24 protein-coding genes are annotated in these 26,219 nt (G+C 70.3%); 8 read left to right on the top strand and 16 right to left on the bottom strand.

All coding sequences use genetic code 11. The features are described from left to right. Nucleotides 1–28: 28 nt before the first annotated feature. From hpnE to ACFYXH_RS33375, 10 genes are all read right to left on the bottom strand, one after another. Entirely contained in the window at nucleotides 29–1,414 is a 1,386-nt protein-coding gene (gene hpnE, locus ACFYXH_RS33420) for a hydroxysqualene dehydroxylase HpnE (protein WP_389571049.1), read from the bottom strand. Between the two features lie 82 nt (nucleotides 1,415–1,496). Further along, nucleotides 1,497–2,435 (bottom strand): presqualene diphosphate synthase HpnD, encoded by a 939-nt coding sequence (gene hpnD, locus ACFYXH_RS33415; protein ID WP_389571046.1) that lies wholly within the window; start codon nucleotides 2,433–2,435, stop codon nucleotides 1,497–1,499. Between the two features lie 8 nt (nucleotides 2,436–2,443). Continuing rightward, on the bottom strand, nucleotides 2,444–3,355 hold the full coding sequence (gene hpnC, locus ACFYXH_RS33410) for a squalene synthase HpnC (protein WP_389571044.1): 912 nt from the start codon (nucleotides 3,353–3,355) through the stop codon (nucleotides 2,444–2,446). Nucleotides 3,356–3,924: 569 nt separating this feature from the next. Beyond that, the gene (locus ACFYXH_RS33405; protein WP_327327287.1) at nucleotides 3,925–4,707 is read right to left on the bottom strand and encodes an ABC transporter ATP-binding protein; all 783 of its coding nucleotides are present in this window, start codon (nucleotides 4,705–4,707) and stop codon (nucleotides 3,925–3,927) included. Continuing rightward, a complete protein-coding gene (locus ACFYXH_RS33400) occupies nucleotides 4,700–5,629 on the bottom strand; it encodes an ABC transporter permease (protein ID WP_389571038.1) in 930 nt (309 codons plus the stop codon). The genes ACFYXH_RS33405 and ACFYXH_RS33400 overlap by 8 nt, the downstream gene beginning before the upstream one ends. Before the next feature lie 99 nt (nucleotides 5,630–5,728). Then, nucleotides 5,729–6,601, bottom strand: a complete 873-nt coding sequence (locus ACFYXH_RS33395; protein ID WP_389571459.1) for a glycosyltransferase family 2 protein — start codon at nucleotides 6,599–6,601, stop codon at nucleotides 5,729–5,731. An 8-nt stretch (nucleotides 6,602–6,609) separates the two neighbouring features. Further along, nucleotides 6,610–7,389 carry a CDP-alcohol phosphatidyltransferase family protein gene (locus tag ACFYXH_RS33390; RefSeq protein ID WP_389571024.1) on the bottom strand — a complete coding sequence of 260 codons (780 nt, stop codon included), beginning with the start codon at nucleotides 7,387–7,389 and terminating at the stop codon, nucleotides 6,610–6,612. Next, a complete protein-coding gene (locus ACFYXH_RS33385; RefSeq protein WP_389571022.1) occupies nucleotides 7,367–8,428 on the bottom strand; it encodes an iron-containing alcohol dehydrogenase family protein in 1,062 nt (353 codons plus the stop codon). Before ACFYXH_RS33385 ends, ACFYXH_RS33390 begins: the two co-directional genes overlap by 23 nt. Then, nucleotides 8,416–9,153, bottom strand: a complete 738-nt coding sequence (locus tag ACFYXH_RS33380) for a phosphocholine cytidylyltransferase family protein (protein WP_327327283.1) — start codon at nucleotides 9,151–9,153, stop codon at nucleotides 8,416–8,418. Before ACFYXH_RS33380 ends, ACFYXH_RS33385 begins: the two co-directional genes overlap by 13 nt. Further along, nucleotides 9,150–11,024 carry a DUF5941 domain-containing protein gene (locus ACFYXH_RS33375; protein WP_389571456.1) on the bottom strand — a complete coding sequence of 625 codons (1,875 nt, stop codon included), beginning with the start codon at nucleotides 11,022–11,024 and terminating at the stop codon, nucleotides 9,150–9,152. The genes ACFYXH_RS33380 and ACFYXH_RS33375 overlap by 4 nt, the downstream gene beginning before the upstream one ends. A gap of 282 nt (nucleotides 11,025–11,306) precedes the next feature. Between ACFYXH_RS33375 and galE the strand changes: the two genes are divergently transcribed. From galE to idi, 4 genes are all read left to right on the top strand, one after another. Then, the gene (gene galE / locus ACFYXH_RS33370) at nucleotides 11,307–12,290 is read left to right on the top strand and encodes a UDP-glucose 4-epimerase GalE (protein ID WP_385306170.1); all 984 of its coding nucleotides are present in this window, start codon (nucleotides 11,307–11,309) and stop codon (nucleotides 12,288–12,290) included. A gap of 140 nt (nucleotides 12,291–12,430) precedes the next feature. Beyond that, on the top strand, nucleotides 12,431–13,372 hold the full coding sequence (locus tag ACFYXH_RS33365) for a cation diffusion facilitator family transporter (protein WP_389571018.1): 942 nt from the start codon (nucleotides 12,431–12,433) through the stop codon (nucleotides 13,370–13,372). A 236-nt stretch (nucleotides 13,373–13,608) separates the two neighbouring features. Continuing rightward, complete coding sequence (locus ACFYXH_RS33360) at nucleotides 13,609–14,856, top strand: GNAT family N-acetyltransferase (protein ID WP_389571016.1); 1,248 nt, start codon at nucleotides 13,609–13,611, stop codon at nucleotides 14,854–14,856. 155 nt (nucleotides 14,857–15,011) lie between these two features. Beyond that, nucleotides 15,012–15,605 (top strand): isopentenyl-diphosphate Delta-isomerase, encoded by a 594-nt coding sequence (gene idi, locus ACFYXH_RS33355; protein ID WP_389571013.1) that lies wholly within the window; start codon nucleotides 15,012–15,014, stop codon nucleotides 15,603–15,605. 52 nt (nucleotides 15,606–15,657) lie between these two features. On the opposite strand, the gene ACFYXH_RS33350 is transcribed toward idi, so the two are convergent. Beyond that, nucleotides 15,658–16,128 carry an ATP-binding protein gene (locus tag ACFYXH_RS33350; protein ID WP_385306164.1) on the bottom strand — a complete coding sequence of 157 codons (471 nt, stop codon included), beginning with the start codon at nucleotides 16,126–16,128 and terminating at the stop codon, nucleotides 15,658–15,660. 240 nt (nucleotides 16,129–16,368) lie between these two features. Here ACFYXH_RS33350 and ACFYXH_RS33345 point away from each other — a divergent pair, with 240 nt between their 5' ends. Next, the gene (locus ACFYXH_RS33345; protein WP_389571010.1) at nucleotides 16,369–17,199 is read left to right on the top strand and encodes an enoyl-CoA hydratase/isomerase family protein; all 831 of its coding nucleotides are present in this window, start codon (nucleotides 16,369–16,371) and stop codon (nucleotides 17,197–17,199) included. A gap of 16 nt (nucleotides 17,200–17,215) precedes the next feature. Here ACFYXH_RS33345 and ACFYXH_RS33340 read toward each other — a convergent pair whose 3' ends face one another. Then, on the bottom strand, nucleotides 17,216–17,851 hold the full coding sequence (locus tag ACFYXH_RS33340; protein WP_327327276.1) for a DJ-1/PfpI family protein: 636 nt from the start codon (nucleotides 17,849–17,851) through the stop codon (nucleotides 17,216–17,218). A gap of 72 nt (nucleotides 17,852–17,923) precedes the next feature. Beyond that, nucleotides 17,924–18,883: a GlxA family transcriptional regulator gene (locus tag ACFYXH_RS33335; RefSeq protein WP_389571006.1), complete on the bottom strand. Its 960-nt coding sequence runs from the start codon at nucleotides 18,881–18,883 to the stop codon at nucleotides 17,924–17,926. 109 nt (nucleotides 18,884–18,992) lie between these two features. Between ACFYXH_RS33335 and ACFYXH_RS33330 the strand changes: the two genes are divergently transcribed. The 3 genes from ACFYXH_RS33330 to ACFYXH_RS33320 all read left to right on the top strand — a co-directional run bounded on the left by ACFYXH_RS33330 (nucleotide 18,993) and on the right by ACFYXH_RS33320 (nucleotide 22,533). After that, on the top strand, nucleotides 18,993–19,856 hold the full coding sequence (locus ACFYXH_RS33330; RefSeq protein WP_389571004.1) for a hypothetical protein: 864 nt from the start codon (nucleotides 18,993–18,995) through the stop codon (nucleotides 19,854–19,856). A 63-nt stretch (nucleotides 19,857–19,919) separates the two neighbouring features. After that, nucleotides 19,920–20,054: an LPFR motif small protein gene (locus ACFYXH_RS33325; protein WP_389571001.1), complete on the top strand. Its 135-nt coding sequence runs from the start codon at nucleotides 19,920–19,922 to the stop codon at nucleotides 20,052–20,054. An 82-nt stretch (nucleotides 20,055–20,136) separates the two neighbouring features. After that, on the top strand, nucleotides 20,137–22,533 hold the full coding sequence (locus ACFYXH_RS33320; RefSeq protein ID WP_389570998.1) for a Tex family protein: 2,397 nt from the start codon (nucleotides 20,137–20,139) through the stop codon (nucleotides 22,531–22,533). A gap of 133 nt (nucleotides 22,534–22,666) precedes the next feature. Here ACFYXH_RS33320 and ACFYXH_RS33315 read toward each other — a convergent pair whose 3' ends face one another. The 3 genes from ACFYXH_RS33315 to ACFYXH_RS33305 all read right to left on the bottom strand — a co-directional run bounded on the left by ACFYXH_RS33315 (nucleotide 22,667) and on the right by ACFYXH_RS33305 (nucleotide 26,218). After that, the gene (locus ACFYXH_RS33315; protein ID WP_389570996.1) at nucleotides 22,667–24,304 is read right to left on the bottom strand and encodes an ABC-F family ATP-binding cassette domain-containing protein; all 1,638 of its coding nucleotides are present in this window, start codon (nucleotides 24,302–24,304) and stop codon (nucleotides 22,667–22,669) included. 27 nt (nucleotides 24,305–24,331) lie between these two features. Then, nucleotides 24,332–24,865 (bottom strand): TrmH family RNA methyltransferase, encoded by a 534-nt coding sequence (locus tag ACFYXH_RS33310; protein ID WP_327327270.1) that lies wholly within the window; start codon nucleotides 24,863–24,865, stop codon nucleotides 24,332–24,334. Between the two features lie 324 nt (nucleotides 24,866–25,189). After that, nucleotides 25,190–26,218: an oxidoreductase gene (locus tag ACFYXH_RS33305; RefSeq protein ID WP_389570994.1), complete on the bottom strand. Its 1,029-nt coding sequence runs from the start codon at nucleotides 26,216–26,218 to the stop codon at nucleotides 25,190–25,192. Nucleotide 26,219: the final 1 nt, after the last annotated feature.

Raw genomic sequence — 26,219 nt, 5'->3', positions numbered from 1 at the left:
GTCTCTCCTCTTGTTCCAGTACTCAGACTCACGCCGCCTCCTTGAGCGGATGTTCATGGGGGCGGCCGAGCGCGGAGAGTGCGGCACCCGCGGCGCTGAAGCCACTGCGTACGGCGCTCTCCATGGTCGCGGGCCAGCCGGTGGCGGTCCACGCGCCCGCAAGGTACAGGCCGGGGGCGCGGGTCTGCGCGCCGGGTCGCAGCCTGCCGACTCCCGGGGCCGGGGCGAAGGTCGCCGTCCGCTCCCGGGTCACGAAGAAGTCGCGTACCTGGGCGCCGCGCGCGGCGGGCAGCAGCCGTTCCAGCTCGGGTAGATACCGCTCGCGCAGTACGGCGACGGGCGCGTCGATCTCGTCCTCGGCGGCGGACTGGGACAGCGCCAGATACTGGCCGTGCTGCAGCCCCGAGGCCTCGGTGCGGTCGAAGACCCACTGGACCGGAGTGCCGAGCGCGGCGAAGAAGGGGCGGCGCAGCACCCTGCGGTCGTACAGGACATGGATGTTGAGGATCGGCGCGGTGCCGATGTCGAGCAGCCGGTCGGGGTCCTGGAGCGCCCCTTCGGGCAGCAGGGCGTGGGTCTCTCGCTGCGGTACGGCGAGCACGACGGTGTCCGCTTCCAGCTGCTCGCCGTCCACCTCGACGTGCCAGCGGCCGTACTCCGCCCGGGAGATGTCCTTGACGCGGGTCGACAGTTCGGTGCGTACGCCTGCGGAGTCGAGGGCCTTGCGAGCCAGCGTGTCGTGGAGTTCGCCGAGCGGCACGCGCGCCCAGCCGATGTCGGCGGCGCCGGGCTCGGAGAGCAGCCCGGTCTTGAAGACCATCGCGGCAAGGCCCATCGAGGCGTTCGGCGCGGTGGCGTTCAGGGTCGCCACGCCGACGAGGTCCCAGAGGGCGTCGATGGTGCGCTGGGACTGGCCGTGGCGGCCCAGCCAGGTGGCGAAGTCGATACCGTCCAGCGCCGGGTCGGTCGGGTTGAGCTTTCCGAGGGCGAGCGCGGCGCGCCCGACACTCGCCCGCTCGGCGAGCGAGAGGTGCGGGTAGGTGGCGAGGCTGCCGGCCAGGTGCAGCGGCACGGGCAGCGCGGTGCGGCGCAGCCGTCCGAGCCGTGGGCCCCGCGCGCACGCCACGTCCAGTACCGGTACGTCCAACCGGTCCTGGAGCGGGGCGAGATGAGCACCGCCGACCCGCTCGAGGAACCAGCGGTATGCGGCGCAGCAGCGCAGATACACATGCTGGCCGTTGTCGACGGTGAGGTCGCCGCGGCGGAAGGAGAAGGCAAGACCGCCCAGACGAGGGCGGCCTTCGACCAGCGTGACGCGGACTCCCGCGCCGGCGAGTTGCAGTGCCGCGGTGACTCCGGCGAGTCCCCCGCCGACCACCACCGCGTGCCGGGACCGCATGTCGTCGTCCGTCATGCGACCTCCCCTCGGGCCGTTACAGTCAGGGACGCCGCGCCGTGGCGGACGGTTGCCCGCCGCTTGTGCGCGTGCGCCGGCATCAGGAACGCCCCCTGAGGGTCTGCCGGGTGATGTGCCGGGCGTCGAGTCCGGACAGGCCGCGCACGGCGACGTACGCCTTCTCGCGTCCGGGCAGGGACACGCGGCCGCGCAGCACTGCCTCGGGGTCGCGCTCGATGCGGTCGAGCAGTCGGCGGTAGATGCCCGCCATCGCGGCAACACAGGCGCCGCTGCGCCGGTCGAGCATCGGCAGCAGCCGGTAGCCCTCGGCGAAGAGCGCGCGGGCGCGCCGGACTTCGAAGTGCACCAGGCCGGCGAAGTCGGACCCGGGCGGCGGGGTGGTGGTGCGAAAGCCCGCGGAGCAGCCGAACTTGGCGAGGTCGTCGGCGGGCAGATAGGTGCGTCCGCTGCCCGCGTCCTCGCGAATGTCCCTGAGGATGTTGGTGAGTTGGAGGGCGAGGCCGAGCGTGTCGGCGTACTCGGCGGCACGCTCGGCGCCACGCGCACCGGGCTGGGTGCCGAACACGCCGAGCGAGAGCCGCCCGATCGCGCCCGCGACACACCGGCAGTAGACCTTCAGGTCGTCCCAGGTTTCGTACGTCTCGCCGCGCACGTCCATCAGCACGCCGTTGATGAGTTCGTCGAGCCCGCCGAGCGGGAGCGGGAAGCGGCGCGCCGCGTCCGCGAGCGCCACGGCGACCGGGTCGATGTCGTCCTCGTCGACCGCGTCCTGCCGGATCCGGTCCAGCAGGTCCCGCGTGCCCTCGAGCCGGTCCTCCTTGGCCTTCGGCTCGAGGGTGCCGTCGCCGATGTCATCGACACGTCGCGAGAACGCGTACAGCGCCGACATCGCCTGGCGCTTCTCGGTCGGCAGCAGCCTGATGCCGTACGCGAAGTTGCGCGCCTGCTGTCCGGTGACGGCCTCGCAGTAGCTGTACGCGGCCTGCACCGGTGCGGACATCTCCGTCGGTCCCTCCATCGTCCGGCTCACCCCTCTCTACGCGCTCTTCGCAAGACAGCTCCCACTTCACGCAGCAGATTCGCCTTGGTGGGCTTGGGCGGTCCTGGCAGGACATCGTGTCCGGCGTCCGCGATAGCGGTGAGGGCGGCGAGCCCCCCGGCCACGAATCCGGCGAGCAGCAGCCGCAGCCTGCCGTGGACGCTACCCACCAGTGGGGTGCCTTCATTCAGCAGCTGCCGGGCGCGTTCAGCTTCGTATGCGACCAGGACGCGCACCGACGCGCTCCCGGTTCCCGCGGCGAGATCGGCCTCCGTGACGCGGAACCGCTCCATGTCCTCGGCCGGCAGATAGATCCGGTCGCGCCCCAGGTCCTCGGTCACGTCCTGGAGGTGTTCGATGATCTGGAGCGCGGTGCACACGGCGTCGGAACGGCGTACGCGCTCGGGGCTGGCGGTGCCGGTGATCTGCAGCACCAGGCGGCCGACGGGGTTGGCGGACAGCTCGCAGTAGGCGAGGAGATCGTCGTACGTCTTGTAGCGCTGTACCAGCTGGTCCTGGCGGTTTGCCTCGATCAGTCCGAGGAAGGGCCCGGCGGTGAGCGAGCGGCGGCGCACCGTCGGTTGGAGGGCGCGCAGCAGGGGATGCCGCGGCGTGGCGTCGAAGACGCGCCGCAGATCGGCCTCGAAGGCGTCGAGCACGGCGAGCCGGTCCTCGGCCAGTGCCGGGTCCACGCCGAGGTGACGGGCGTCCGCGCCCCCGGGTGCGAGGTCGCCGTCACCGATGTCGTCGACGAGCCGGGCGTAGCCGTACACGGCCATCAGGTCGTCGCGCCAGGCGCGCGGCAGGAAGAAGGGTGCCACGGGGAAGTTCTCGTCCGCGGCCTTGTCGAGTGTGGCGCGCACGGCTGCCTCGGGGCGCGCCACCCGGGTGCCAGTCATGGCGCGCTGCCCGGTGCGGGGACGGCGAAAGCCTCGCGGAGCTGGAGATTTTCCGTCATTGCCGTCACATCTCCCGTTCTACACTGCCGACCCAATACATCCTATTTCGGACACGCCGCCCATCCTCCCCGCTGAGAGACCGCCCGGCGGCCAGGATTCCTAGGGAGTATCGCCCTACTTGCCGCAATTCAGCACTGGTACAGCTTACGTTGTACAACGCCCAGTGATACGTCGGGGTGTTGCGCGCGTTACAAGAACACTCCAATCCCGGTCAACCTTCCTTGGCGACACAGGACTTGACCTTCACTTGACGATCCCGGCCCGGAGCGGTGGCGGCTCCTACCCGGCCGTCTCCCGAAGGGCACGGCCTCCACCGCCCGGCGAGCGAGCCGAAGGGGCGCGGCTGTCGAAAGCGAAGAGCGCGCGGAGGCCGCGAGGCACGAGCGGTCGAGCACGGTCGACCGTCGACAGACGCTCAAGGCGCCCCGGAGGCGAGCCGAGCCTCAAAAAAGGCCCCCGCCTGGATGTCACGACGGGAGCCTTCGACCGGGACTTGGATCGGGACCGGACTACTTGCCGGTCTCCTTCTCGTACGCCCTGATGACCTCGTCGGTCGGGCCGTCCATCAGGAGTTCGCCCCTCTCCAGCCACAGGACGCGGTCGCAGGTGTCCCTGATCGACTTGGCACCGTGAGAGACCAGGAAGACCGTGCCGGCCTCCTTTCGGAGCTCCCGGATTCGTTCCTCGGAACGGATCTGGAACTTGCGGTCACCGGTCGCCAGAGCCTCGTCGATCATCAGGACGTCGTGGTTCTTGGCCGCGGCGATGGAGAAGCGGAGCCTCGCTCCCATGCCGGAGGAGTAGGTGCGCATCGGAAGGGTGATGAAGTCGCCCTTCTCGTTGATCCCGGAGAAGTCCACGATCCCCTCGTAGCGATCGCGGATCTCCTCACGCGTCATGCCCATGGCCAGTCCGCCGAGAATGACGTTGCGCTCGCCGGTCAGATCGCCCATGAGCGCGGCATTGACGCCGAGCAGGGAGGGCTGCCCGTCGGTATAGACCTTGCCGCTCTCCGTCGGCAGCAGGCCCGCAATGGCGCGCAGCAGGGTCGACTTGCCGGAGCCGTTGGTGCCGATCAGGCCGATCGCCTCGCCGCGGTACGCGGTGAAGGAGACACCGCGTACGGCATGCACCTTGCGGATACCGCGGGACTCTCGCTTGTCGCGGCGGAGTATGCGGCTCAGCGCCGCGGTCGCACTGCCCTTGCCGCCGCTGCCGCCGCTGACCCGGTACACGATGTGCACATCGTCGGCGATGACGGTCGGGATGCGTCCCTGGTTGTTGTCAGCCACGGCCGTACCGCTCCTCAGCCTTCCAGAAATACACAAATCCGGCGATGCCCAGCAGCACGGCCCAGAGGGCTCCGGCCATCCAGACATGCGGCGGCAGGTTGGACGCGCCGTACCCGTCGATCAGCGCGAACCGGATCAGGTCCATGTAGATCGCCGCCGGGTTGTACATCAGCACATGGGAAATCCACTCCGGCTTGCCCTCGAGCATCACCGAGATGGAGAACATGACCCCCGAGGCATACATCCAGGTGCGCATGATGAACGGCATCAGCTGGGCCAGGTCCGGTGTCTTGCTGCCGAGCCTCGCCATGATCAGGGCCAGCCCGATGTTGAACACGAACTGCATGGCCAGCGCGGGCACGATCAGCAGCCAGCTGAGCGACGGATAGCTGCCGAACGAGGCCGCGATGACGAACAGCACGATCATCGAGAACATCAGCTGCTGCAGCTGCTGCAGCGCGAACGAGATCGGCAGTGCAGCGCGCGGGAAGTGCAGCGCCCGCACCAGCCCCAGATTGCCCGAGATCGCCCGGACACCGGCCATCACCGAGGTCTGGGTGAACGTGAAGACGAACACACCCGTCACGAGAAAGGGGATGAAGACCGCCTTGTCCATCCCCCGTCCCGAGTTGAGGATCAGGCCGAAGATCATGTAGTAGACGGCCGCGTTCAGCAGCGGGGTCGCCACCTGCCAGAGCTGGCCCAGCTTCGCCTGGCTGTACTGCGCGGTCAGCTTCGCCGAGGAGAACGCCAGGATGAAGTGGCGCCGGCCCCAGAGCTGCCTGATGTACTCGACGAGCCCCGGCCGGGCACCGCTCACCGACAGGCCGTACTTGGCTGCGAGCTGCGCCGAGGTCAGGCCTTCGTCGGGAGATGGCGGGGCGGTCATCGCGATCGCACCGTCATGGGTTGTGTCACTCACAAGTTGAAACTTTCGTGTTCAAGATGCGCGGCAGGTCGGGCGCTGCTTCGGACGTCGCCGGTCCTGGGAGTACGCCCGATGATCCCAGAACCGAGCTTGTCAGACGATGGGCGGTCGGCCCAGTCGCGTGAGCCGCCATACCGTACGCCACTTCATGGGCCGACGGGGACCGCAGGGCGTCCGCCAGCCCTCTTTGAAGCCGCCGAACCAGGCCTTCAGCGCGGACGCCGAAGGGCGCCTGGCCAGTGTGAGCAGCACCCAGACACCAAGGTAGACGGGGACCAGGGGCGCGGGCAGATTGCGGCGGGCGAGCCAGACCCGGTTGCGGGCCACCATGCGGTGGTAGACCGCGTGCCGGGACGGCGGCATCGTCGGGTGGAACAGCAGCATGTCCGAGCGGTAGTCGATCGCCCAGCCCGCGTCCAGCGCCCGCCAGGCGAGGTCCGTCTCCTCATGGGCGTAGAAGAACTCGTCGGGCAGCCCGCCGACCTCGGCGAGGACCTTTGTACGGACAGCATTGGCGCCGCCCAGGAAGGTCGTCACCCGCGAGGAGCGCATCGGGTCGGAGGCGCGCAGCCGCGGGACGTGGCGCCGCTGGGTGAGCCCGGTCTCCGGGTCGGCGATCCGGAAGCTGATGATGCCCAGCTTCGGATCGGCGTCGAAGGCCTGGCGCACCAGCTCCCCGGTGTCGTTGTTGGGCAGCAGTCCGTCGTCGTCCAGGAAGAGCAGTACGTCGACGCCGGAGCCGGACGGACCGAAGGCCTCGATGCCGACGTTGCGGCCGCCGGGGATGCCCAGGTTGTCGGGCAGATCCACGGTGCGTACGCCCTCGGGCACATCCGTCACCGGGGCGCCGTTGCCGACGACGACCACCTCGATCTGGTCGCCGTCCTGCTTGGCCACCGAGTCGAGGAGGGCGCGCAGATCGTCGGGGCGGTTGCCCATCGTGATGATGACCGCGCCGAGCTTCATGGGCGTACTCACTTGAGCCTGCTCGAGGCCAGGATGGACACCAGGTGCAGCAGCGTCTGGAGCAGCGCGATGCCGGCCAGCACGGCGACGCCGAGGCGCGAGAAGAACAGGTCGCCGCGGACCGCGTCCAGGACGGCGAGCACCAGGATGAGCAGGGACGCCTCGATGCCGAGGACGAGCCGGTGGAACTTCAGCGCGCCGGCGGCCCGGCGGGCCAGTGCCATGCCGGACGAGCGGGGCTCGGACGCCGCCTCCTTGACCGGCGGCAGCCCGCCTTGGTGGCGGGCGACCCCGACCAGGTCGGTCTCGGCCTTGATCAGGATCGCGCCGAGCGCGGCGAGGGTGCCGAGGAAGGCCCACAGCCAGTCGATCCGCCCGGGGCCCCACAGGTCGGCGGCGCGCAGGCCGAAGCCGACCAGGACCGCCGCGTCGCACAGGTAGGCACCGACGCGGTCCAGGTACACGCCGGAGAGCGAGAACTGCTTCTTCCAGCGGGCGACCTCGCCGTCGACGCAGTCGAGCAGCAGGTAGAGCTGGACCGCCACGACGCCGAGGACGGCGCCCCAGACGCCCGGCACGAGCAGGGCGGGGGCCGCGAGGACGCCGCAGAGGGTCATCAGGTAGGTCAGCTGGTTCGGCGTGACCTTGGTGGTGACCAGGCGGCGGGTGATGCGCAGGGAGATCTCGCGCATGTACAGGCGGCCGCCCCAGTGCTCGCCGCTTCGCCGGTCCTTCACTCCCTCCGGGTGAACGACCGGACGGAGTTCAGCTACTGATGGTCTTGGCATAGTCGGCGTACGCGTCCCTGATCTGATCGGTGGTGAGGTCAAGGTGCTCGAGGATGGTGAAGCGGCCCGGACGGGTCTGCGGTGCGTATTCCACGGCCTTGACGAACTCGTCCGTGGAGAACCCGATTTCCTCGGGCAGCACCGGCAGGCCGTGTCTGCGCAGCACCTCGGCGAAGAGTCCCGCGTCGTCGTGGGCACCGCGCAGGTGCATCGCGAAGGCGGCGCCGAGGCCCACCTGCTCGCCGTGGAGCGCTGAGCGCTTGGGATACAGCAGGTCGAAGGCGTGGTTGATCTCATGGCAGGCGCCGGAGGCGGGCCGGCTGTCGCCGGCCACCGACATCGAGATACCGGTGAGGACCAGCCCTTCGGCGAGGACGGTGAGGAAGGCGTCGTCGCCGATGCCGCCGGGATGCCGCAGCACTGCCTCGCCGGCCTGACGGGCCATTGCGGCGGCCAGTCCGTCGATGGACTCGCCGGTCAGCCGGTGGGAGAGCTCCCAGTCGGCGACACACGAAATGTTCGAGATCGCGTCACCGATGCCGGAACGCACATAGCGCACCGGGGCGTCGCGGACCACAGCCAGGTCGATGACGACGGCGATCGGTGTGGGGACTCCGTAGGAACCCCGGCCATTGTCGTTGTCGAGAGTGGCGACCGGGGAGCAGAGCCCGTCGTGCGCGAGGTTCGTGGCGACTGCGACCATCGGCAGCCCGACGCGGGCCGCGGCGTACTTCGCCACGTCGATGATCTTGCCGCCGCCGAGACCGACGACCGCGTCGTACCGCTTGCCCTTGATGTCGTCGGCCAGCTTCACGGCCGAGTCGATCGTGCCGTCGGCGACCGCGTACCAGTCGGCGTCGGGCAGCAGCGGCGCGAGCTTCTCGCGCAGCGCCTGGCCGGAGCCATTGCTTATCGCGAAGGCGAGCCTGCCCGACGCCGAGATCCGCTGGTCGGCGAGGAGGCCGACCAGGTCGTCGAGGGCTCCCGTACGGATGTCGACGACGACCGGGGACGGGATCAGTCGGGTCAGTACAGGCACGCGATTTCACGGCCCTTCGCGAGGTCGTCGTGGTTGTCGATCTCGACCCACTTGACGTCGCCGATGGGGGCCACGTCCACGGTGAAGCCGCGGTTCACGAGCTCCTGGTAGCCGTCCTCGTAGTAGAGGTCGGGGTCGCGCTCGAAGGTGGTCTTCAGCGCGTCCGCGAGCTCGTCGGCGGCCTCGGGCTCGATGAGGGTGACGCCGATGTACTCGCCGGTGGCGGTGGCCGGGTCCATCAGCTTGGTGATGCGCTGAACGCCCTTGTCACCGTCCGTGATGACCTTCATCTCCTCGTCGGCGAGGTGCTTCACCGTGTCGAGGGCGAGGATGATCTTCTGGCCGTTGCCGCGGGCGGCGAGCAGGGTCTGCTCGACGGAGACCGGGTGGACGGTGTCGCCGTTGGCGAGGATGACGCCCTGCTTGAGGACGTCACGGGCGCACCACAGGGAGTAGGCGTTGTTCCACTCCTCGGCCTTGTCGTTGTCGACGAGGGTCAGCTTGAGGCCGTACTTCGCCTCGAGGGCGGCCTTGCGCTCGTACACGGCCTCCTTGCGGTAGCCGACGACTATGGCGGCTTCGGTGAGCCCGATCTCCGCGAAGTTCCCCAGGGTGAGGTCGAGGACGGTGGTGTCGCCGTCGACGGGCACGAGGGCCTTCGGGAGCGTGTCGGTGTAGGGGCGCAGACGCCGTCCGGCACCGGCTGCCAGTACAAGGCCGATCATGCGGGTTCTCCTTCGTCATGTACGGCGGGTGCTCCGGAGGACACCCAGAAGCGGATGCTCTCGACGAGCACCACGAGTGCCACGGCCACAGCAAGGACCGTCAGCGCGGTGGTGAAGTCCGAATTGTTGAGCAGGGCGGCCAGCAGCGCGACTGCCAGGATCCGTCCTTCGTGCCCGCCGATCGCCCGCACCAGCCAGTGCGGGGGCGCGCCCGTACCGCCGCGGATGCGGTAGACCGTGTCGTAGTGATGGTAGGCGACTGCCGCTACCAGCCCGAAGGCCGCGGGCAACGCCCCGTTCACGTCGGCGCGGGCCGCGAGCACCAGGACAGTGCCGTACTCGGCGGCCCTGAACACCGGTGGGACGAGCCAGTCGAGTGCGCCCTTCAGGGGGCGGGCGACGGCGAGACCCGAGGTGATGACATACACCACAGCGGCGAGGGCGGGCCAGACGGTGCCGTAGTCGGTGAACGCGGCGGTCGCCACGAGAACGGCGCCGCCTGCCACGGCGGTCGCGAGCGGCAGGAACCCGGGGAGGCTCTGCGCACGCGTCCTGAAGGAGCGCGCGACGGCTTCGGCGAGTGGGCCCGAGTCGGCGAGGTCCGCGAGCGCCCGGGCGGCGCGGTCGGTGCGCTGTGCCTTGCGGGTCAGCGAGCGCAGGACGCGGCCGGCGGTGGTGTAGCAGGCAGCCAGCCCGCAGCCGATCAGCAGCGCGTAGAAGACGATTCGAGGGCTGGTCACGGCAGTGAGCACGGCGATCATCGCCCAGCGCTCACCGATCGGCAGCACGATCATCCGGCGTATCCAGACCGTCCAGCCGACGCTGTCGAGCTTGTCGGAGAGGGCCGCCGTGGGACTGGTGTTGGCCGTCGCGTCGTGGTTCGCCTCGTTGAAGGAGAAGTCGACGACGTGCCGGCAGGTCTGCAGCACCATCGCGCCGAGCGCGAGCGCCCAGACGTCATCACCGCTGCGGGCGGCGCCGAGGGCGAGGCCCGCGTAGTAGGCGTACTCCTTGGCACGGTCGAAGGTCGCGTCCAGCCAGGCGCCCATCGTCGAGTACCGCAGCGAGTAGCGGGCGAGCTGCCCGTCGGTGCAGTCCAGGACGAAGGAGAAGAGCAGCAGCAGGCCTGCCGCGATGTATCCGGCGCGGGTGCCGGTGGCCGCTCCGGCCGCCGCGATCAGCGCGGTGAGCAGCGAGGCGGTGGTGACCTGGTTGGGGGTGAATCCGCGGCGGGCGCACCAGCGGGCGAGGTAGCGCGAGTACGGGCTGATGCAGAAAGTGGTGAAGAACCCGTCACGCGCCTTCACGGCCGAGCGCAGGCGTACAGCTTCGTCATCGACCGCGGCGATTGCCTGCCGGGCCTCATTGCGAGCCTGCGGGTCACCGGGAACGGTCGCGACGAGCGACCCCAGCTCGGGCCGGTGCACGGCGGTGCCGTCGGCGTCGAGCGCGTCGGCGAGCGCGTCGGGCAGCACCGCGGTCTGGACGGCCGACAGGGTGTCGCTGTTGTCGGCCACGCCGCCGGCCCGTGCGCCGGTCGCCGCCTCTGCGGCGGACCCGGACGGTGCAGGTTCCTCTGCGGCGGCTCCGGACGGTGCGGGTCCGTCCGCGCGGGACGGCGCTCCGGTGCCCGCGGTGACCGACAGTGCGCGGCTCAGGGCAGTCCGCGCCTCGGGCTGCGCCGTGAGCGCGCCCGGGACCGCGGCGGCCGGGAAGCGGGGATCGGTCAGTGCAAGTCGCAGCGCGTGGACGTGCCCGACGAAATGGGGGTCGACGACAGCGACGCGGTCGGCGACCGGTACGGCGTCGATCAGCGCGGCGGTGTCCTCGGCGCCGGAGGCGACCCGTACGTCAAAGCCCAGCGACCGCAGATCGCCCTCGAGCGACGATCCGGGTACCGGCGGACCGGTGAGGATGGCGGTCGACAGACGAACTCACTCCTTGGAACTGACGGTGCGGGTGCGGCGGCCCGGCCCGGCTACGCGGGCGGCGGCACGTCGGCAGAGGCTATCGGATGAACGGAAGCGGGAGTTCACTGGCCGTTTACGTCCCGCTCGGCACGGACCGGGCCCCGAAGGGCCCGCCGCGATCATCATCGTCGATCCATGCCTCGCCCGACAAACCGCGGACCGGCAGGGCCTAGGGTGGTCGGCATGACGTGGCTGATCACAGGTGGGGCGGGGTACATCGGAGCGCATGTGGCGCGGGCCATGACGGCGGCAGGTGAGCGGGTCGTGGTCCTCGACGATGTCTCGTCGGGCGTCGCCGAGCGGCTGCCGGAGGGGATCCCGCTGGTGCGTGGGGCGGTCCTGGACCGCAAGCTGCTGGACCGCACGCTCGCCGAGCACGCTGTGACCGGTGTCGTACATCTCGCGGCGAAGAAGCAGGTCGGACAGTCCGTCGAGCAGCCGCTGCACTACTACCGTGAGAATGTGCACGGTCTGACGGTGCTCCTCGAGGCGGTCGTCGAGGCCGGCGTGAAGCAGTTCCTGTTCTCGTCATCGGCCGCCGTGTACGGCGTACCGGAGATGGACCTGATCCCCGAGTCCGCTCCGTGCGAGCCGATCAATCCGTACGGCGAGACCAAACTCGCGGGCGAGTGGCTGGTCCGGGCGACCGGCCGGGCGCACTCCCTGTCCACCGCCTGTCTGCGCTACTTCAATGTCGCGGGGGCGGAGCGGCCGGAGCTGGCCGACACCGGGGTGTTCAACATCATTCCGATGTTCTTCGACCGGATCACCCGCGGTGAGGCTCCGCGGATCTTCGGCGCCGACTATGCGACCCCTGACGGCACCTGCATCCGTGACTACATCCATGTCTCGGATCTTGCCGACGCCCATCTCGCGGTCGCGCGCCGGCTGGCCGAGCAGGACGGCGGCGGGGATCTGACGGTCAATATCGGCCGTGGGGTCGGTGTCTCGGTGCGCGAGCTCGCCGACGTGGTGGCCGAGATCACGGGGTTCACCGACGAGCCGGTCGTCGAGCCGCGCCGTCCTGGCGATGCGGCGAAGGCCGTCGCCTCGGTCGATCTGATCGCCAAGGAGCTGGACTGGACGTCCTCGCGAGGGGTGCGCGAGATGGTCGAGTCGGCCTGGGAGGGCTGGTGCCTGCGGCACCCGGAGGCTCGGATCAAATGATCTTGTCAGCGCCCTGACCTGCGGTCATTTCCGCAGGTCAGGCGATATGACAACGGTGTTCAGTGCCGTGTTGCCCGATACCCCCCACCCGTAGTTGACTGAGGTCTCGCAGATCGTTTCGACGACCAGGAGGCGTCCTCATGGGGGCTGGGCACGATCACGGGCACTCGCACGGCGGACCGCCGCCGACCGGCACCGCGGCCGCGGCCTACCAGGGGCGCCTGCGCATCGCGCTGATGATCACGCTGAGCGTGATGGTCCTGGAGATCGTCGGCGGCGTGCTCTCCGGCTCCCTCGCCCTGATCGCCGACGCCGCCCATATGGCGACGGACGGGGTCGGCCTCGCAATGGCGCTGCTGGCGATCCACTTCGCCAACCGCCCGGCCGTACAGAACCGCACCTTCGGCTACGCACGGGCCGAGATCCTCGCGGCCCTCGCCAACTGCCTGCTGCTCCTCGGAGTCGGCGGCTATCTCCTGTACGAGGCGGTGCAGCGCTTCATCACGCCGGCCGAGACCAAGGGCGCGCTGACCATCGCCTTCGCCCTCATCGGTCTCGTCGCCAACATGATCTCGCTGTCCCTGCTGGTGCGCGGCCAGAAGGAGAGCCTCAATGTGCGCGGGGCGTATCTGGAGGTGCTCGCGGACACGCTCGGCTCGCTCACAGTGCTGGTCTCGGCCGGCATCATCATCGCCACCGGCTGGCAGGCGGCCGACCCCATCGCGTCACTGGTCATCGGCCTCATGATCGTGCCGCGCACCTGGAAACTGCTGCGGGAAACCCTCAACGTCCTGCTGGAGGCGGCTCCCCAGGGCGTCGACATGGGTGAGGTGCGGGCGCACATCGTCGCTCTTCCCGGCGTGGAGGACGTACACGATCTGCACGCCTGGACGATCACCTCCGGGATGCCGGTGCTCTCCGCGCATGTGGTCCTGAGTCAGGACGCCCTGGACTCGGTCGGCCACGAGAAGATGCTGCACGATCTGCAAGGCTGCATCGGGGATCACTTCGATGTCGAGCACTGCACTTTCCAGCTGGAGCCCGTTGGCCATGCGGAGCACGAGGCCAAGCTCTGTCACTGAGCGCTGCTAGTCTGACCGCCACGCTTGAGAGGAGCTGAGTTGATGACCGTCGCAGTGCAGGCTGCCCCGCGCAGCGCCACGCCTGGTCCGTCCTCGGCTTCCGGGCTCCCGGCCGACCCGATCTCGCATCACGTGATCACGTACGTCCGACCCGATCACGTATCTCTGATCTGATCTCGTACGACTGACCTGATCTCGTACGCCGGCCGGAGCCCGCACACTCAAGGGTTCCCACGTTGTCCGACAACACTCTCCACGACGCTTTCTTCGCCCTGCACCACGGTCTTCCGCGGCAGGGCCCCGGTTCCGACAACACCTCCCGTCGGCTGCTCGCCCTCGCCGGGCCACTGCCGACGCGTCCGCGCGTGCTCGATCTGGGCTGCGGCCCCGGCCGGTCCGCCCTGCTGCTGGCCGCCGAGGCCGGTGCGCAGGTGACGGCGGTCGATCTGCACGAGCCGTTCCTCGACGAGCTGCGGCACACCGCCGAGGCCCGCGGGCTCGGTGGCGCGATCCGCACCATCAAGGCCGACATGGCCGAACTCCCTTTCCCCGACGGCTCGTTCGACCTCGTCTGGGCGGAGAGCTCCGCGTACAACATCGGCTTCGACACCGCTGTGCGGCAGTGGCGGCGGCTGCTCGCGCCGGGCGGCTCACTGGTTCTCACCGAGTGCGAGTGGACGGCCGGGAACCCCTCGGCCCAGGCCCGTGCCTTCTGGGACCAGCACTACGCACTGCGTACCACCCTCGAGAACACCTCCGCGGCGGTCGCGGCGGGATACACCGTCCTCGGGGTGCACCGCCAGCCCGAGAGCGACTGGGACGAGTACTACGGCCCGCTCGGCGAGCGGGCCGACGCCGCGGATGCCGCGGCTCCCGGCATGGCGCAGGCGCTCGCGGCCACCCGTGCGGAGATCGCCATGCGCCGTGAGCACGGCACGGAGTACGGCTACACCGGCTACGCGCTGCGTCCCGCCGACGCACGCTGGCGCACCCGGCCGGAGACGGCGGCCGACATCCCGGCCGTGCGCGCCGTCAATGCCGCGGCGTTCGCGACCGCGGAGGAGGCGGGCCTGGTGGACGCGCTGCGTCTCGACGGTGCGGCGTGGCTGCCAGGGACGTCGTATGTCGCCGAGGCGGCGGACGGCACGGTGGCGGCGTACGCACTGCTCACCCGGTGCCATGTGGGGGACGTTCCGGCGGTGGCGCTCGCGCCGGTCGCGGTGGCTCCCGAGCACCAGCGCAAGGGCGCCGGCCAGGCGGTCGTCCGGGCTGTGCTGGATCTGGCCAGGGTGCGCGGAGAGCGGCTCGTCCTGGTCCTCGGGCATCCCGGCTATTACCCGAGGTTCGGCTTCGAACCGGCCTCACGGTACGGAATCAGGCCAACCTTCGAGGTGGCCGACGAGGCCATGATGGTCCTTGTGCTCGACAGCTCCGGGGGCGTGCCGCGCGGCACGATCCGCTATCCCGCGGCTTTCGGGGTCTGATGAGTTCTGATGAATTCTGGTGAGTAGAGTCGCCCTCGCCGCGTGCCGACGCGGCGGGGGCGGACATGCCCGGGCTGCCGAAGTACGGACAAGCCGCTTTTGTGCGGCAGACTGGGCAGGCCCCGCAGGGCCGAGGACCGAAGCGAAGGATGGGTATGTCGACCACACCAGCCACCGCGGCGAACAGCTCGTCGAACGACGCACCAGAAGCGATCCTGCTCGAACTGGTCGACGAGCACGGCACCACCATCGGCACCGCGGAGAAGCTCTCCGCACATCAGGCGCCCGGACAGCTGCACCGGGCGTTCTCCGTGTTCCTCTTCGACGAGCAGGGGCGGCTGCTGCTCCAGCGTCGCGCGCTGGGCAAGTACCACTCCCCCGGTGTCTGGTCGAACACCTGCTGCGGCCACCCGTACCCCGGCGAGGCCCCGTTCGCGGCCGCCGCCCGGCGTACGTACGAGGAGCTGGGCATCTCGCCCTCACTGCTCGCCGAGGCGGGCACGGTCCGCTACAACCACCCCGACCCGGACTCGGGCCTGGTCGAGCAGGAGTACAACCACCTCTTCGTCGGGCTGGCGCAGGCTCCGCTGCGGCCGGACCCGGAGGAGGTCGGCGAGACGGCCTTCGTGACGCCGAAGGAGCTGGCCGACCGGCATGCGGAGGCGCCGTTCTCCGCGTGGTTCATGACCGTGCTGGAGGCGGCGCGGCCTGCGATCAAGGAGCTCACGGGGCCGTCCGGCGGCTGGTGAGGCAAGCCGGGTCCGCAGTAGGTCCCAGGTCCAGTACAAGCGGTCAAGCGGTCTACAGCGGCGCGCTGTCGCCGACCGGTTTCAGCGGCAGCGCGGCCCAGATGATCTTGCCGCCGCTCGCGGTGTGCTCGACATCGCAGGATCCGCCTGCCTCCAGGGTTATCTCCCGTACGAGCAGCAGACCGCGGCCGCCCGTCTGCCCGTAGTCCTTCTCCAGCGCCTTGGGCCGGTAGGGGTGGTTGTCCTCCACGGAGACGCGGATCCACTCCGCGCCGATGGCGACCTCGACGGCAACCTCGGGCGAGAGCAGCGCAGCGTGCCGTACGGCATTGGTGACCAGTTCGGACACGATCAGCAGCAGTCCCTGGACGAGATCGTCCCCGACCGGTACGCCTTGGCGGTTCAGTAGATCGCGTACGGCATGCCTGGCCTGCGGGACCGATATGTCGACGGCAGGAGCGGTGAATCGCCAGACGCCCTCGTACGACAGTGGCCGGGCCGGGACGCTCCCACGGCTCTCCATAGTCCGGCACCCACCCTCGGATCGATTGCCACTGACCATCGAGTAATAAGTGTTGGGAGTCAGTTGGTCCGGACCGGGTTGCTGAGCAGAAGTCGGCGCCAATCGACGGTTTTTGACCGGGTGCGTATGACAGCATCAGCTGCGCGACTGTTCCTGATCTCCTTCTGGCCGCTTCGTCGGATCCGTGACCACGCTCACCTAACGATCATAGGTTCGGGTCCGGCGGATAGCATCCGGCTCATGGAGCCGCCCCAGTCGTCCGAGCCGTCCGAGCCGTCCGAGCCGTCCGAGCCGTCCGAGCCGTCCGAGCCGTCCGAGCTGCCCGAGCCGCAGCCGCAGTTGACGCACACCGTCGCGGACGGTGTCGCCACCGTCGTCATCAGCAATCCCGCCAAGCGCAATGCCATGACCGCCGGGATGTGGCGGGCCCTGCCCGAGTTGCTCGGGCAGCTGGCGGCGGACGAGGAGGTACGGGCGCTGGTGCTGACGGGCGAGGGCCCGACCTTCTGCGCCGGCGCCGACATCTCCTCCCTGCGCGAGCCCGGCGAGGACCCGCAGTCGCTGGCCGTGCGGGCCGAGGAGGCACTCGCCGCGTTCCCGAAGCCGACGCTCGCCGCGGTGCGTGGCTACTGCGTGGGCGGCGGCTGCCAGCTGGCCGCGGCGTGCGATCTGCGGTTCGCGGAGGAGGGGGCGCTGTTCGGGGTGACGCCGGCGAAGCTCGGAATCGTCTACCCCTCCTCCTCCACCCGCCGGCTGGTCTCGCTGGTGGGTCCTGCCGCCGCCAAGTACCTGCTGTTCTCCGCCGAGTTGATCGATACGGAGCGGGCGCTGCGGACCGGTCTGGTGGACGAACTGCTGCCGGGCGGCCAACTGGGGAAGCGGGTGGCGGAGTTCACCAGAATCATCGCGTCGCGCTCCCAGCTCACCCAGGCTGCGGCGAAGGAGTTCGCGACGGGCCGCACCGACCGTGACACGCACTGGGAGGAGCAGGCGCGCGGCAGCGGCGACCTCACGGAGGGGGTCGCCGCCTTCCTGGAGCGCAGAGTGCCCCGGTTCACCTGGACCGCCTGACCGCCTACCAGATGGCTTACCGGAGGATGAAGCGGCTCTTCGTACGGAACTCCTCGACCAGGGCGGCCGGGGCCTTCTGCGGCGATCCGGCGTCGTACGGCGGCTGAGGGTCGTACTCGGTGAGCAGCTGCACGGCCTGCGCGTGCTCGTCGTCCGCGATCCTGCCGACCAGGGTGAGCCCCATGTCGATGCCGGACGAGACGCCCGCGGCCGTGACGTATTTGCCGTCGGTGACGACACGTTCGCCGGTGGGCTCGGCGCCGAACTGGCGCAGGAAGTCAAGGGCCAGCCAGTGCGAGGTGGCCGGGCGGCCCTTGAGCAGGCCGGCCGCGGCGAGCAGCAGCGAGCCGGTACAGACCGAGGTCGTCCAGGTCGTGGTGGCGTCGACGGCGCGCAGCCAGCCCAGCAGGATCTCGTTCTCCATCTGGTCGCTCTGGCCGGGGCCGCCGGGGACGACGACGATGTCCGGGCTGCTCACCTCGGCGAAGGTCTTCGCGGCGACGAGCGCGAGGTCGCCGCGGTCGTTGGTGACCGGTCCGGTGTGCTCGGCGACGAAGACCACCTCGGCACCGGGGAGGCGGCAGAGCATTTCGTAGGGCCCTACGGCATCCAGCGCGGTGAAGCGGTCGAAGAGAACAATGGCGATCTGCATGGTGGTCGGTCCCTCTCGGTTCGGGTTCTTCCCGGTTCTGCGTGCTTCTGCAGGCTCTGCGGCTGCTTCGGGCTACTTCGGGGTCAGGGTGCGAAAGCGGCGCCGGTATTCGGCCGGTGCCGTGCCGAGGGTCTTGACGAAGGCGCGGCGCATGGCCTCCGGAGTGCCGTAGCCGCAGCTGCGCGAGATCTCCTCCACGCCGTCGGGGCTGTCCTCCAGGAGCCGGCGCGCCTGCTCCAGACGGACCCGTTCGACGTAGCGGCCCGGTGTCATACCCGTCTCCTCCTGGAAGGCGCGGGCGAAGTGGCGCGGCGAGAGCCGGGCGCGGGCGGCGAGTGCCTCGACCGAAAGGTCCTCTTCCGGATGCTCGGTGATGTGCTGCTGCACGTCACGCAGCGGCTCACGCCGCGCGGTCTGTGCGGCGAGCTGAACACTGAACTGCGCCTGGTTTCCGGGCCGCCTGAGAAAGACGACGAGATGGCGGGCGACGGTCAGCGCGATGTCCCGGCCGAGATCCTCCTCGACCAGGGCGAGGGCGAGGTCGATGCCGGAGGTGACACCGGCCGAGGTGGCCAGCTTTCCGTCGCGTACGAAGATCGGGTCCGGGTCGACGTCGACGGCCGGGTAGAGCCGGGCGAGGTGGTCGCAGGTGGCCCAGTGCGTGGTGGCCCGGTGGCCGTCGAGCAGACCGGCCTCGGCCAGCAGCAGGGCTCCGGTGCAGACGGACACCAGACGCTCGGCTCGCGGGGCGTGGACGCGCAGCCAGTCGATGAGGCGCGGGTCCGGGGTACGGGTGCCGTTGCCGCCGGGGACCAGCAGCGTATGGGGGTCGGCGGCGTCGGTGAGGCTGCTGTCCGGGACGAGCGTGAAACCGCTGGAGGTACGGATCGAAGCACCGTCCAGGGACGCGGTGCGGATCTCGTACGCGTCGCCCGCCGCCCTGCTCGCGCCCGCGAAGACTTCGACCGGGCCGGTCACATCGAGGCTCTGCAGGTCGTCGAAGAGAACGACGAGTACGGATCGCTGGGTCATGGTGTCCATGCTTCGCCGTGGCGGCGATGGCCGCAATGACGAGTACCCCACCTTTCCTGCCATGGGCACGGACTTCACTACGTACCAACCAGTCGGTAACATTCTGCTTATGAGCTCTCTGCCCACGCGCGCCGGCCGCCGCTGCCACAATGCCCTCAACCCGATGCACTCGACGGTCTACTTCTCGCCCGACTTCACGAAGGAGCTCGCTCAGCTCGGCGTCGAGGACGCGAGCGCCGCCTACTTCGCCGGACGCGGCGCCGCGATGGGCGCCGTAGGGCCGGGTGCGGTCGCCGCGGCCTTCTACAACTTCAACCACGAGCTGATCGCCCGGCATCTGCCCGCGGTGTGGGACACCGCATCCCCCGAGGCCGTGCTGGAGGCGCGACTGCGCGCCGTGGACAGCACGTTGCGGCGGCTGCTCGGTGACGAGGTCGTCGCGTCGAAGGAGCTGGCGGAGGCCGCAGAGCTCGCGCTGCGCGCCGCCGAGGCGGGCACTCGGCACGCCCGGCCGCTGTACGCGGCGCACGCCGATCTGCCCGTGCCCGAGGAGCCGCACCTCGCCTACTGGCATGCCGCGACCCTGCTGCGCGAGCACCGCGGGGACGCCCATCTCGTGGCGCTGCTCTCCGCGGAGCTCGACCCTGTCGAGGCCCTGGTGAGCCACACCGCCACCGGCAAGGGCATGGCGCCGCGCTGGATTCTGGCGACGCGCGGCTGGCGGCGTGCGGACTGGGAGGCGGCCGAGGGACGGCTGCGCGAGCGTGGACTGCTGGACGGCGAGGGCGAGTTGACCGAGGCGGGTGCGGCGCTCCGGACCGATCTCGAGGAGCACACGGACCGCCTCGACCGGGCGCCGTACGAGCACCTGGGCGCCGAGGGCGCCGAGCGGCTCACCGAGCTTGCGCGCGGCTTCCTGATGACCGCGGTGGCAGCGGGCGCCTTCCCTGCGAACCTCAGCGGCAAGGGCTGACGTTTACCGGGGTGCTCGAAGGCAACCCTGGAGACGACAGCGACCGATCCGGAGGTATCTCTCATGTTCCGCGCCATCGCCGACGTACTCCGCTCGATCGGCTCGGCGATCGCCACTGTGGTGACGCTCCCCTTCCGGCTGCCGGCCCGTCTCTTCGGCGGAGCCTCGGGAAGCGGCCGCCGAAGCCGCCACGTCTGAGGCGGCGCGCGACACGGCACCCGGCCACCCGGCACAATGCACTATCAAGCACAGCCAGCACGAGAAGGCGAGTCGGGGAACCGTGACGACGTCCATCGAAGGCAGGATCGCCGAGGAGCTCGGCGTACGCGAGCGGCAGGTGAAGGCGGCCGTCGAGCTGCTCGACGGCGGGTCGACCGTGCCGTTCATCGCGCGCTACCGCAAGGAAGCGACCGAGATGCTCGACGACGCGCAGCTGCGCACGCTCGAGGAGCGGCTGCGGTATCTGCGGGAGCTCGAGGAGCGGCGGGCCGCGATCCTGGAGTCCGTACGCGAGCAGGGCAAGCTGGACGAGGCGCTCGAGGCGCAGATCCGGAGCGCCGACACCAAGGCGCGTCTTGAGGACATCTACCTGCCGTTCAAGCCGAAGCGGCGCACGAAGGCGCAGATCGCCCGCGAGGCCGGTCTCGAGCCGCTCGCCGAGGGGCTGCTCGGCGACCCGTCGGTGGAGCCGCTCGCGGCCGCGGCGGCCTTCGTGGACGCGGACAAGGGTGTGGCGGACGCCGCCGCGGCGCTGGAGGGCGCGCGGGCGATTCTGACGGAGCGTTTCTCCGAGGACGCCGACCTGATCGGCGAGCTGCGCGAGCGGATGTGGACGCGGGGCCGGCTCACGGCCAAGGTGCGCGACGGCAAGGAGGAGGCGGGCGCGAAGTTCGCCGACTACTTCGACTTCGCTGAGCCGTTCAAGGACCTGCCCTCGCACCGGGTGCTCGCCATGTTCCGTGGCGAGAAGGAGGAGATCCTCGACCTGGTGCTGGAGCCGGAGGAGCCGTCGGAGCAGCCAGGGCCTTCGACGTACGAAGGGATGGTCGCCCGGCGTTTTCACATCGCAGCCCACGGCGGACACAGCCGTCCCGGCGACAAATGGCTCGCGGACACGGTGCGGTGGGCCTGGCGGACACGGATCCTGGTGCATCTGGGCATCGATCTGCGGCTGCGGCTGCGTACGGCCGCCGAGGACGAGGCGGTACGGGTCTTCGCGGCGAACCTGCGGGATCTGCTGCTGGCCGCGCCGGCCGGCACGCGGGCGACGCTCGGACTCGACCCCGGTTTCCGTACGGGTGTGAAGGTCGCCGTCGTCGATGCGACGGGCAAGGTCGTCGCGACGGACGTCATCCACCCGCACGTCCCGGCGAACAGGTGGGACGAGTCGCTGGCGAAGCTGGCGCGTCTCGCCAAGGAGCACTCGGTCGATCTGATCGCGATCGGCAACGGCACGGCGTCCCGCGAGACCGACAAACTCGCCGGTGAACTGTGCGCCAAGCAACCGGAGTTGGGCCTCACCAAGGTGATGGTCTCGGAGGCCGGTGCTTCGGTGTACTCCGCGTCCGCGTTCGCCTCGCAGGAACTGCCCGACATGGATGTGTCGCTGCGCGGGGCCGTCTCCATCGCGCGCCGTCTCCAGGACCCACTGGCGGAGCTGGTCAAGATCGACCCCAAGTCGATCGGGGTCGGCCAGTACCAGCACGATCTGTCCGAGGTGAAGCTCTCCCGCTCGCTGGACGCGGTCGTGGAGGACTGTGTGAACGGCGTCGGCGTCGACGTCAACACCGCGTCCGCACCGCTGCTTTCACGGGTGTCGGGCATCGGCACCGGCCTCGCCGAGAACATCGTCGCGCACCGCGACTCCAACGGTCCCTTCCGCTCGCGCAAGGCGCTCAAGGACGTGGCACGGCTCGGCCCGAAGGCGTACGAGCAGTGCGCGGGCTTCCTGCGGATCCGGGGCGGGGACGACCCGCTCGACGCCTCCAGCGTGCACCCGGAGGCGTATCCGGTGGTCCGGCGGATGGTGAAGGCCGTCGGCGACGAGGTGGCCTCGCTGGTCGGCAACGCACCGGTGCTGCGCTCGCTGAAGCCGGCGGAGTTCGTGGACGAGACGTTCGGTCTGCCGACGGTGACGGACATCCTGCGGGAGCTGGAGAAGCCGGGGCGCGACCCGCGGCCGGCGTTCAAGACGGCCACCTTCAAGGAGGGCGTGGAGAAGCTCGGCGACCTTGCGCCCGGGATGGTTCTGGAGGGCGTGGTGACCAATGTCGCGGCGTTCGGCGCCTTCGTGGACGTCGGTGTCCACCAGGACGGTCTGGTCCATGTGTCGGCGATGTCCAAGACCTTCGTCAAGGACCCGCGGGATGTGGTGAAGTCGGGCGACGTGGTGAAGGTGAAGGTCATCGACATCGACATCCCGCGCAAGCGGATCGCGCTGACGCTGCGGCTGGAGGACGAGGCCGCGCCGAAGGCGGGCGGCGGCCCGAAGCAGCGTGAGCGGGGTGAGCGCGGCGGCCGTCCGCCGCAGCAGCGCCGTCAGCAGGGCGGGCAGGGTGGCCAGGGCGGCCGCGGCGGGGACCGTGGCGGCGACCGCCAGGCTCCCGCGCCGGCGAACAGCGCGATGGCGGACGCGCTGCGGCGCGCGGGCCTCGCGGATCCCAAGCGGCGCGGCTGACCACGCACGCAGGGCCCCGCCACCGGACGGTGGCGGGGCCCTGCGTCGTTTTTGCGTTCTCACCCCAGTGAGTGGTCACCGATGCCCGGCCGACGCGGGCGGACTGTGCCGGCCGGACCCCGCTCGAAGTCGATCAGTGCTCCGTGATCTTTCCTCCGGACACCTCGATACGGCGTGTGGTGTGGACCGCGTCGAGCATCCGGCGGTCGTGCGTGACCAGCAGCAGCGTGCCGGTGTACGAGTCGAGCGCGGACTCCAGCTGCTCGATCGCCGGCAGGTCGAGGTGGTTGGTCGGCTCGTCGAGTACAAGGAGATTGACGCCGCGGCCCTGGAGCAGCGCCAGCGCGGCGCGGGTGCGCTCGCCAGGGGAGAGCGTGGTCGCCGGGCGCAGTACGTGGTCCGCCTTCAGGCCGAACTTGGCCAGCAGGGTGCGGACTTCGGCCGGTTCGGTCTCCGGGACGGCCGCGCAGAAGGCGTCGAGCAGGGTCTCGGTGCCGTAGAAGAGGCCGCGGGCCTGGTCGACCTCGCCGACCACGACGCCCGAGCCGAGCGAGGCGTGGCCCGCGTCGAGGCTGAGGCGGCCGAGCAGGGCGGCGAGCAGCGTGGACTTGCCCGCGCCGTTGGCTCCGGTGATGGCGACCCGATCCGCCCAGTCGATCTGCAGGTCGGCCGGGCCGAAGCTGAAGTCGCCCCGGCGGACCTCCGCGCTGCGCAGGGTCGCGACGACCGATCCCGAGCGCGGGGCCGACGCGATCTCCATACGGAGTTCCCACTCCTTGCGGGGCTCCTCCACCGTGTCGAGGCGTTCGATCATGCGCTGCGTCTGCCGGGCCTTCGCGGCCTGCTTCTCGCTGGCCTCGCTGCGGAACTTGCGGCCGAGCTTGTCGCTGTCGGTGGCCTTGCGGCGGGCGTTCTTGACGCCCTTGTCCATCCAGGACCGCTGCATCTGTGCCCGGCCCTCGAGCGCCGCCTTCTTGTCGGCGTACTCCTCGAAGCCCTCGCGGGCGTGCCGGCGGGCGGTCTCCCGCTCCTCCAGGTACGCGGTGTATCCGCCGCCGTACAGGGTGATCTGCTGCTGTGCGAGATCGAGTTCCAGGACCTTGGTGACGGTGCGGGTGAGGAACTCACGGTCGTGGCTGATGACCACGGTGCCGGCGCGCAGGCCCTGGACGAAGGCCTCCAGGCGCTCGAGACCGTCCAGGTCGAGGTCGTTCGTCGGCTCGTCGAGCAGGAAGACGTCGTAACGCGACAGAAGAAGCGAGGCGAGGCCGGCGCGGGCCGCCTGGCCGCCGGAGAGACCGGTCATCGGCTGGTCGAGCCCGACGGTCAGACCGAGCGAGTCGGCGACCTCCTCGGCGCGCTCGTCGAGGTCCGCGCCGCCGAGGTCCAGCCAGCGCTCCAGGCTGGTGGAGTACGCGTCGTCGGCGCCGGGCGCGCCATCGACGAGCGCCTGGGTCGCCTCGTCCATGGCGATCTGGGCGGCGGCGACGCCGGTACGCCGGGCGAGGAAGTCCCGTACGGTCTCCTCCGCCCGCCGCTCGGGCTCCTGCGGCAGATGGCCGACGGTGGCGGTGGGCGGGGATAGCTTCAGCTCGCCCTGTTCAGGACTGTCGAGTCCGGCGAGCAGGCGGAGCAGGGTCGATTTGCCGGCGCCATTGACACCGACGAGGCCGATCACATCGCCGGGCGCGACGACGAGGTCGAGCCCGGAGAAGAGCGAGCGGTCGCCGTGTCCTGCGGCGAGATCCTTGGCGACGAGGGTTGCTGTCATCAGATGGCTGATCCTAACGGGACGCTTTCACAGGAGGCCCGCCAGCCGGTACAGGGCCAGGGATCCCGCGACCGCGACATTGAGGCTGGCGCCGGTGCCGACCATGGGGATCTCGACGCATTGGTCGAGCAGGTCGAGCGCCTCGGGCGGGATGCCTTTCTGTTCGTGGCCCAGGACCATGACGGTGGGCTGCCGGGCGGCGGGCAGGTCGCCAAGTCGTACGGCTTCGTCCGCGAGCTCCACCCCGATGATCCGCGCGCCCCGCTCACGCTGCCGTGCGAGCCAGCCCAGCGGATCGCCGGTCCAGTGCACACAGAGCGGTTTGCGCAGGGTGTTGCCGCGGGCCAGGGCCTCGGGCACCCACGGGAAACGCGGAACGGTGAGACAGGCACCGACGGCGTCGCAGGTACGGGCGAGGGTGCCGAGGTTGGCCCCGTGCAGCGGCCAGAGGGGCGCGGCGTAGAGGTGATCCCAGCAGGAGTGGGCGCGGGGACGACGGGTGCGGCGAAGTTCCTCGCGGGTACGGGTGCGGATGGAGGGTCCGCCGTTGCGGCCGCTCATCGCCCGCACGGCTCTGGTTGCCACCCCCGGCCCGGTCCACGGTCACCCCGGTCGGCGGACGGAGTCCGGCGCAGCGCCCCGAAGCCCGCGAGGCTCCCCAGGGCCGAACGGCGCGAGGGACACGTCCGGGAAAGGCCGGAAGGTCCGCCGTTGCGGCCGCTCATCGCCTCCGGGTCGCTCGCGACGAAGGGCCGAGTCCGGGGCCACCCGGGTCGGCGGACGGAGTCCGGCGCGAGGGGCGCGTCCGGGAAAGGCCGGCGGGCCTACGGTTCAGTAGATGCATCATGCGTGGCGATTCGCGGCTCGCCCGGGCCATCGTCGGTGTCAGTGCACCATCGGTGCGACCAGCACGCTCCCCGTGGTGCGTGCCACAAGGAAGGATTGCCCCTTCACCGCCCGCGCGTCCACCGGAATTCGATGCTCCCCCGGCTCCAGCATCCCGTCGAACAGCTCCCGCGTATGCGTGCGGTAGAGCCGGTCGAGGCGGTACGCCACCAGCCGCACCCGGCACGCCGAGGTCACCTCCACGTCCGCCGCGCCGTCCGACACCGTCAGTCGGGTCAGCCGACGGCGCTCCAACGGGCCGCGGTCCAGGGCATGTTCGATCTGCGCGACCAGCAGCGGAATGATCGGGGCGAGCCCGTCGACGTACGCGACCCGCACCTCCGCCCGCTCGAACGCCGCACGCACCTCCGCACGATCCCGCTCGCCGACCGCGCGCCCGAAAGCCACCGCGCCATAGGTGCGCAGCTCCTCCGCGGGGACGCCGGCCGCATCGATCGTGATCTCCGCGCCGATGCCGATGGTCCGCAGCGCCGCGGCGAGCTTCGCCAGCACGGCCACCCGCGCGCCGATCAGCAGCACCCGGCGGCGCACAGGCCCGGCGTCCCCGCCGTCCGTCAGCAGCCGTTCCAGCTCGGCCCGGTACTCATCGCCGCGGAAGCGGAACGGCCCCATCCCGTGGTAGCCGTTGAGCTCCAGGTCCGCTCTCTCGTCCGTCTGCCAGGCGAAGTCCCGCCACACGATGTCGTCCCCGTCGCGCTCGATGACGGCGGTCACCGCTCCGCATTCGATGCCTTCGCACTCGGGACAGCCGTAGATCACACAGCGCCCGCCCTCCAGCGGCGCCGGGCGCTCCAGCAGCAGCATGCGCACATGGGCGGTGAAGATCGCCGGCGGTACGTCGGAGGCCAGCGGCGAGACCGCGTCGAGGTCGGAGAGCTGGAACAGCAACGGCCGCCCGTCGACGATGAAGTCCATGAAGTCCCGGTGCACTTGGTAGCCACCATCCGCGAGGACTCCGCCGGCCCGCATCGCCGGCGCCAGCCCGAAGGTCGCGTACTCGGCAGACATG

Origin of the sequence: Streptomyces sp. NPDC002730 (assembly GCF_042888805.1) — a bacterium.
Classification (GTDB): domain Bacteria; phylum Actinomycetota; class Actinomycetes; order Streptomycetales; family Streptomycetaceae; genus Streptomyces.
This window is presented reverse-complemented; position numbering and strand designations above follow the sequence as displayed.

Excerpts from the sequence above, each read along its gene's own strand:
- hpnE (WP_389571049.1), bottom strand. The coding sequence starts at position 1,414 with ATGACGGACGACGACATGCGGTCCCGGCACGCGGTGGTGGTCGGCGGG.
- hpnD (WP_389571046.1), bottom strand. The coding sequence starts at position 2,435 with ATGGAGGGACCGACGGAGATGTCCGCACCGGTGCAGGCCGCGTACAGC.
- hpnC (WP_389571044.1), bottom strand. The coding sequence starts at position 3,355 with ATGACTGGCACCCGGGTGGCGCGCCCCGAGGCAGCCGTGCGCGCCACA.
- ACFYXH_RS33395 (WP_389571459.1), bottom strand. The coding sequence starts at position 6,601 with ATGAAGCTCGGCGCGGTCATCATCACGATGGGCAACCGCCCCGACGAT.
- ACFYXH_RS33390 (WP_389571024.1), bottom strand. The coding sequence starts at position 7,389 with ATGCCAAGACCATCAGTAGCTGAACTCCGTCCGGTCGTTCACCCGGAG.
- ACFYXH_RS33380 (WP_327327283.1), bottom strand. The coding sequence starts at position 9,153 with ATGATCGGCCTTGTACTGGCAGCCGGTGCCGGACGGCGTCTGCGCCCC.
- galE (WP_385306170.1), top strand. The coding sequence starts at position 11,307 with ATGACGTGGCTGATCACAGGTGGGGCGGGGTACATCGGAGCGCATGTG.
- ACFYXH_RS33365 (WP_389571018.1), top strand. The coding sequence starts at position 12,431 with ATGGGGGCTGGGCACGATCACGGGCACTCGCACGGCGGACCGCCGCCG.
- idi (WP_389571013.1), top strand. The coding sequence starts at position 15,012 with ATGTCGACCACACCAGCCACCGCGGCGAACAGCTCGTCGAACGACGCA.
- ACFYXH_RS33350 (WP_385306164.1), bottom strand. The coding sequence starts at position 16,128 with ATGGAGAGCCGTGGGAGCGTCCCGGCCCGGCCACTGTCGTACGAGGGC.
- ACFYXH_RS33345 (WP_389571010.1), top strand. The coding sequence starts at position 16,369 with ATGGAGCCGCCCCAGTCGTCCGAGCCGTCCGAGCCGTCCGAGCCGTCC.
- ACFYXH_RS33340 (WP_327327276.1), bottom strand. The coding sequence starts at position 17,851 with ATGCAGATCGCCATTGTTCTCTTCGACCGCTTCACCGCGCTGGATGCC.
- ACFYXH_RS33335 (WP_389571006.1), bottom strand. The coding sequence starts at position 18,883 with ATGACCCAGCGATCCGTACTCGTCGTTCTCTTCGACGACCTGCAGAGC.
- ACFYXH_RS33330 (WP_389571004.1), top strand. The coding sequence starts at position 18,993 with ATGAGCTCTCTGCCCACGCGCGCCGGCCGCCGCTGCCACAATGCCCTC.
- ACFYXH_RS33325 (WP_389571001.1), top strand. The coding sequence starts at position 19,920 with ATGTTCCGCGCCATCGCCGACGTACTCCGCTCGATCGGCTCGGCGATC.
- ACFYXH_RS33315 (WP_389570996.1), bottom strand. The coding sequence starts at position 24,304 with ATGACAGCAACCCTCGTCGCCAAGGATCTCGCCGCAGGACACGGCGAC.
- ACFYXH_RS33310 (WP_327327270.1), bottom strand. The coding sequence starts at position 24,865 with ATGAGCGGCCGCAACGGCGGACCCTCCATCCGCACCCGTACCCGCGAG.
- ACFYXH_RS33305 (WP_389570994.1), bottom strand. The coding sequence starts at position 26,218 with ATGTCTGCCGAGTACGCGACCTTCGGGCTGGCGCCGGCGATGCGGGCC.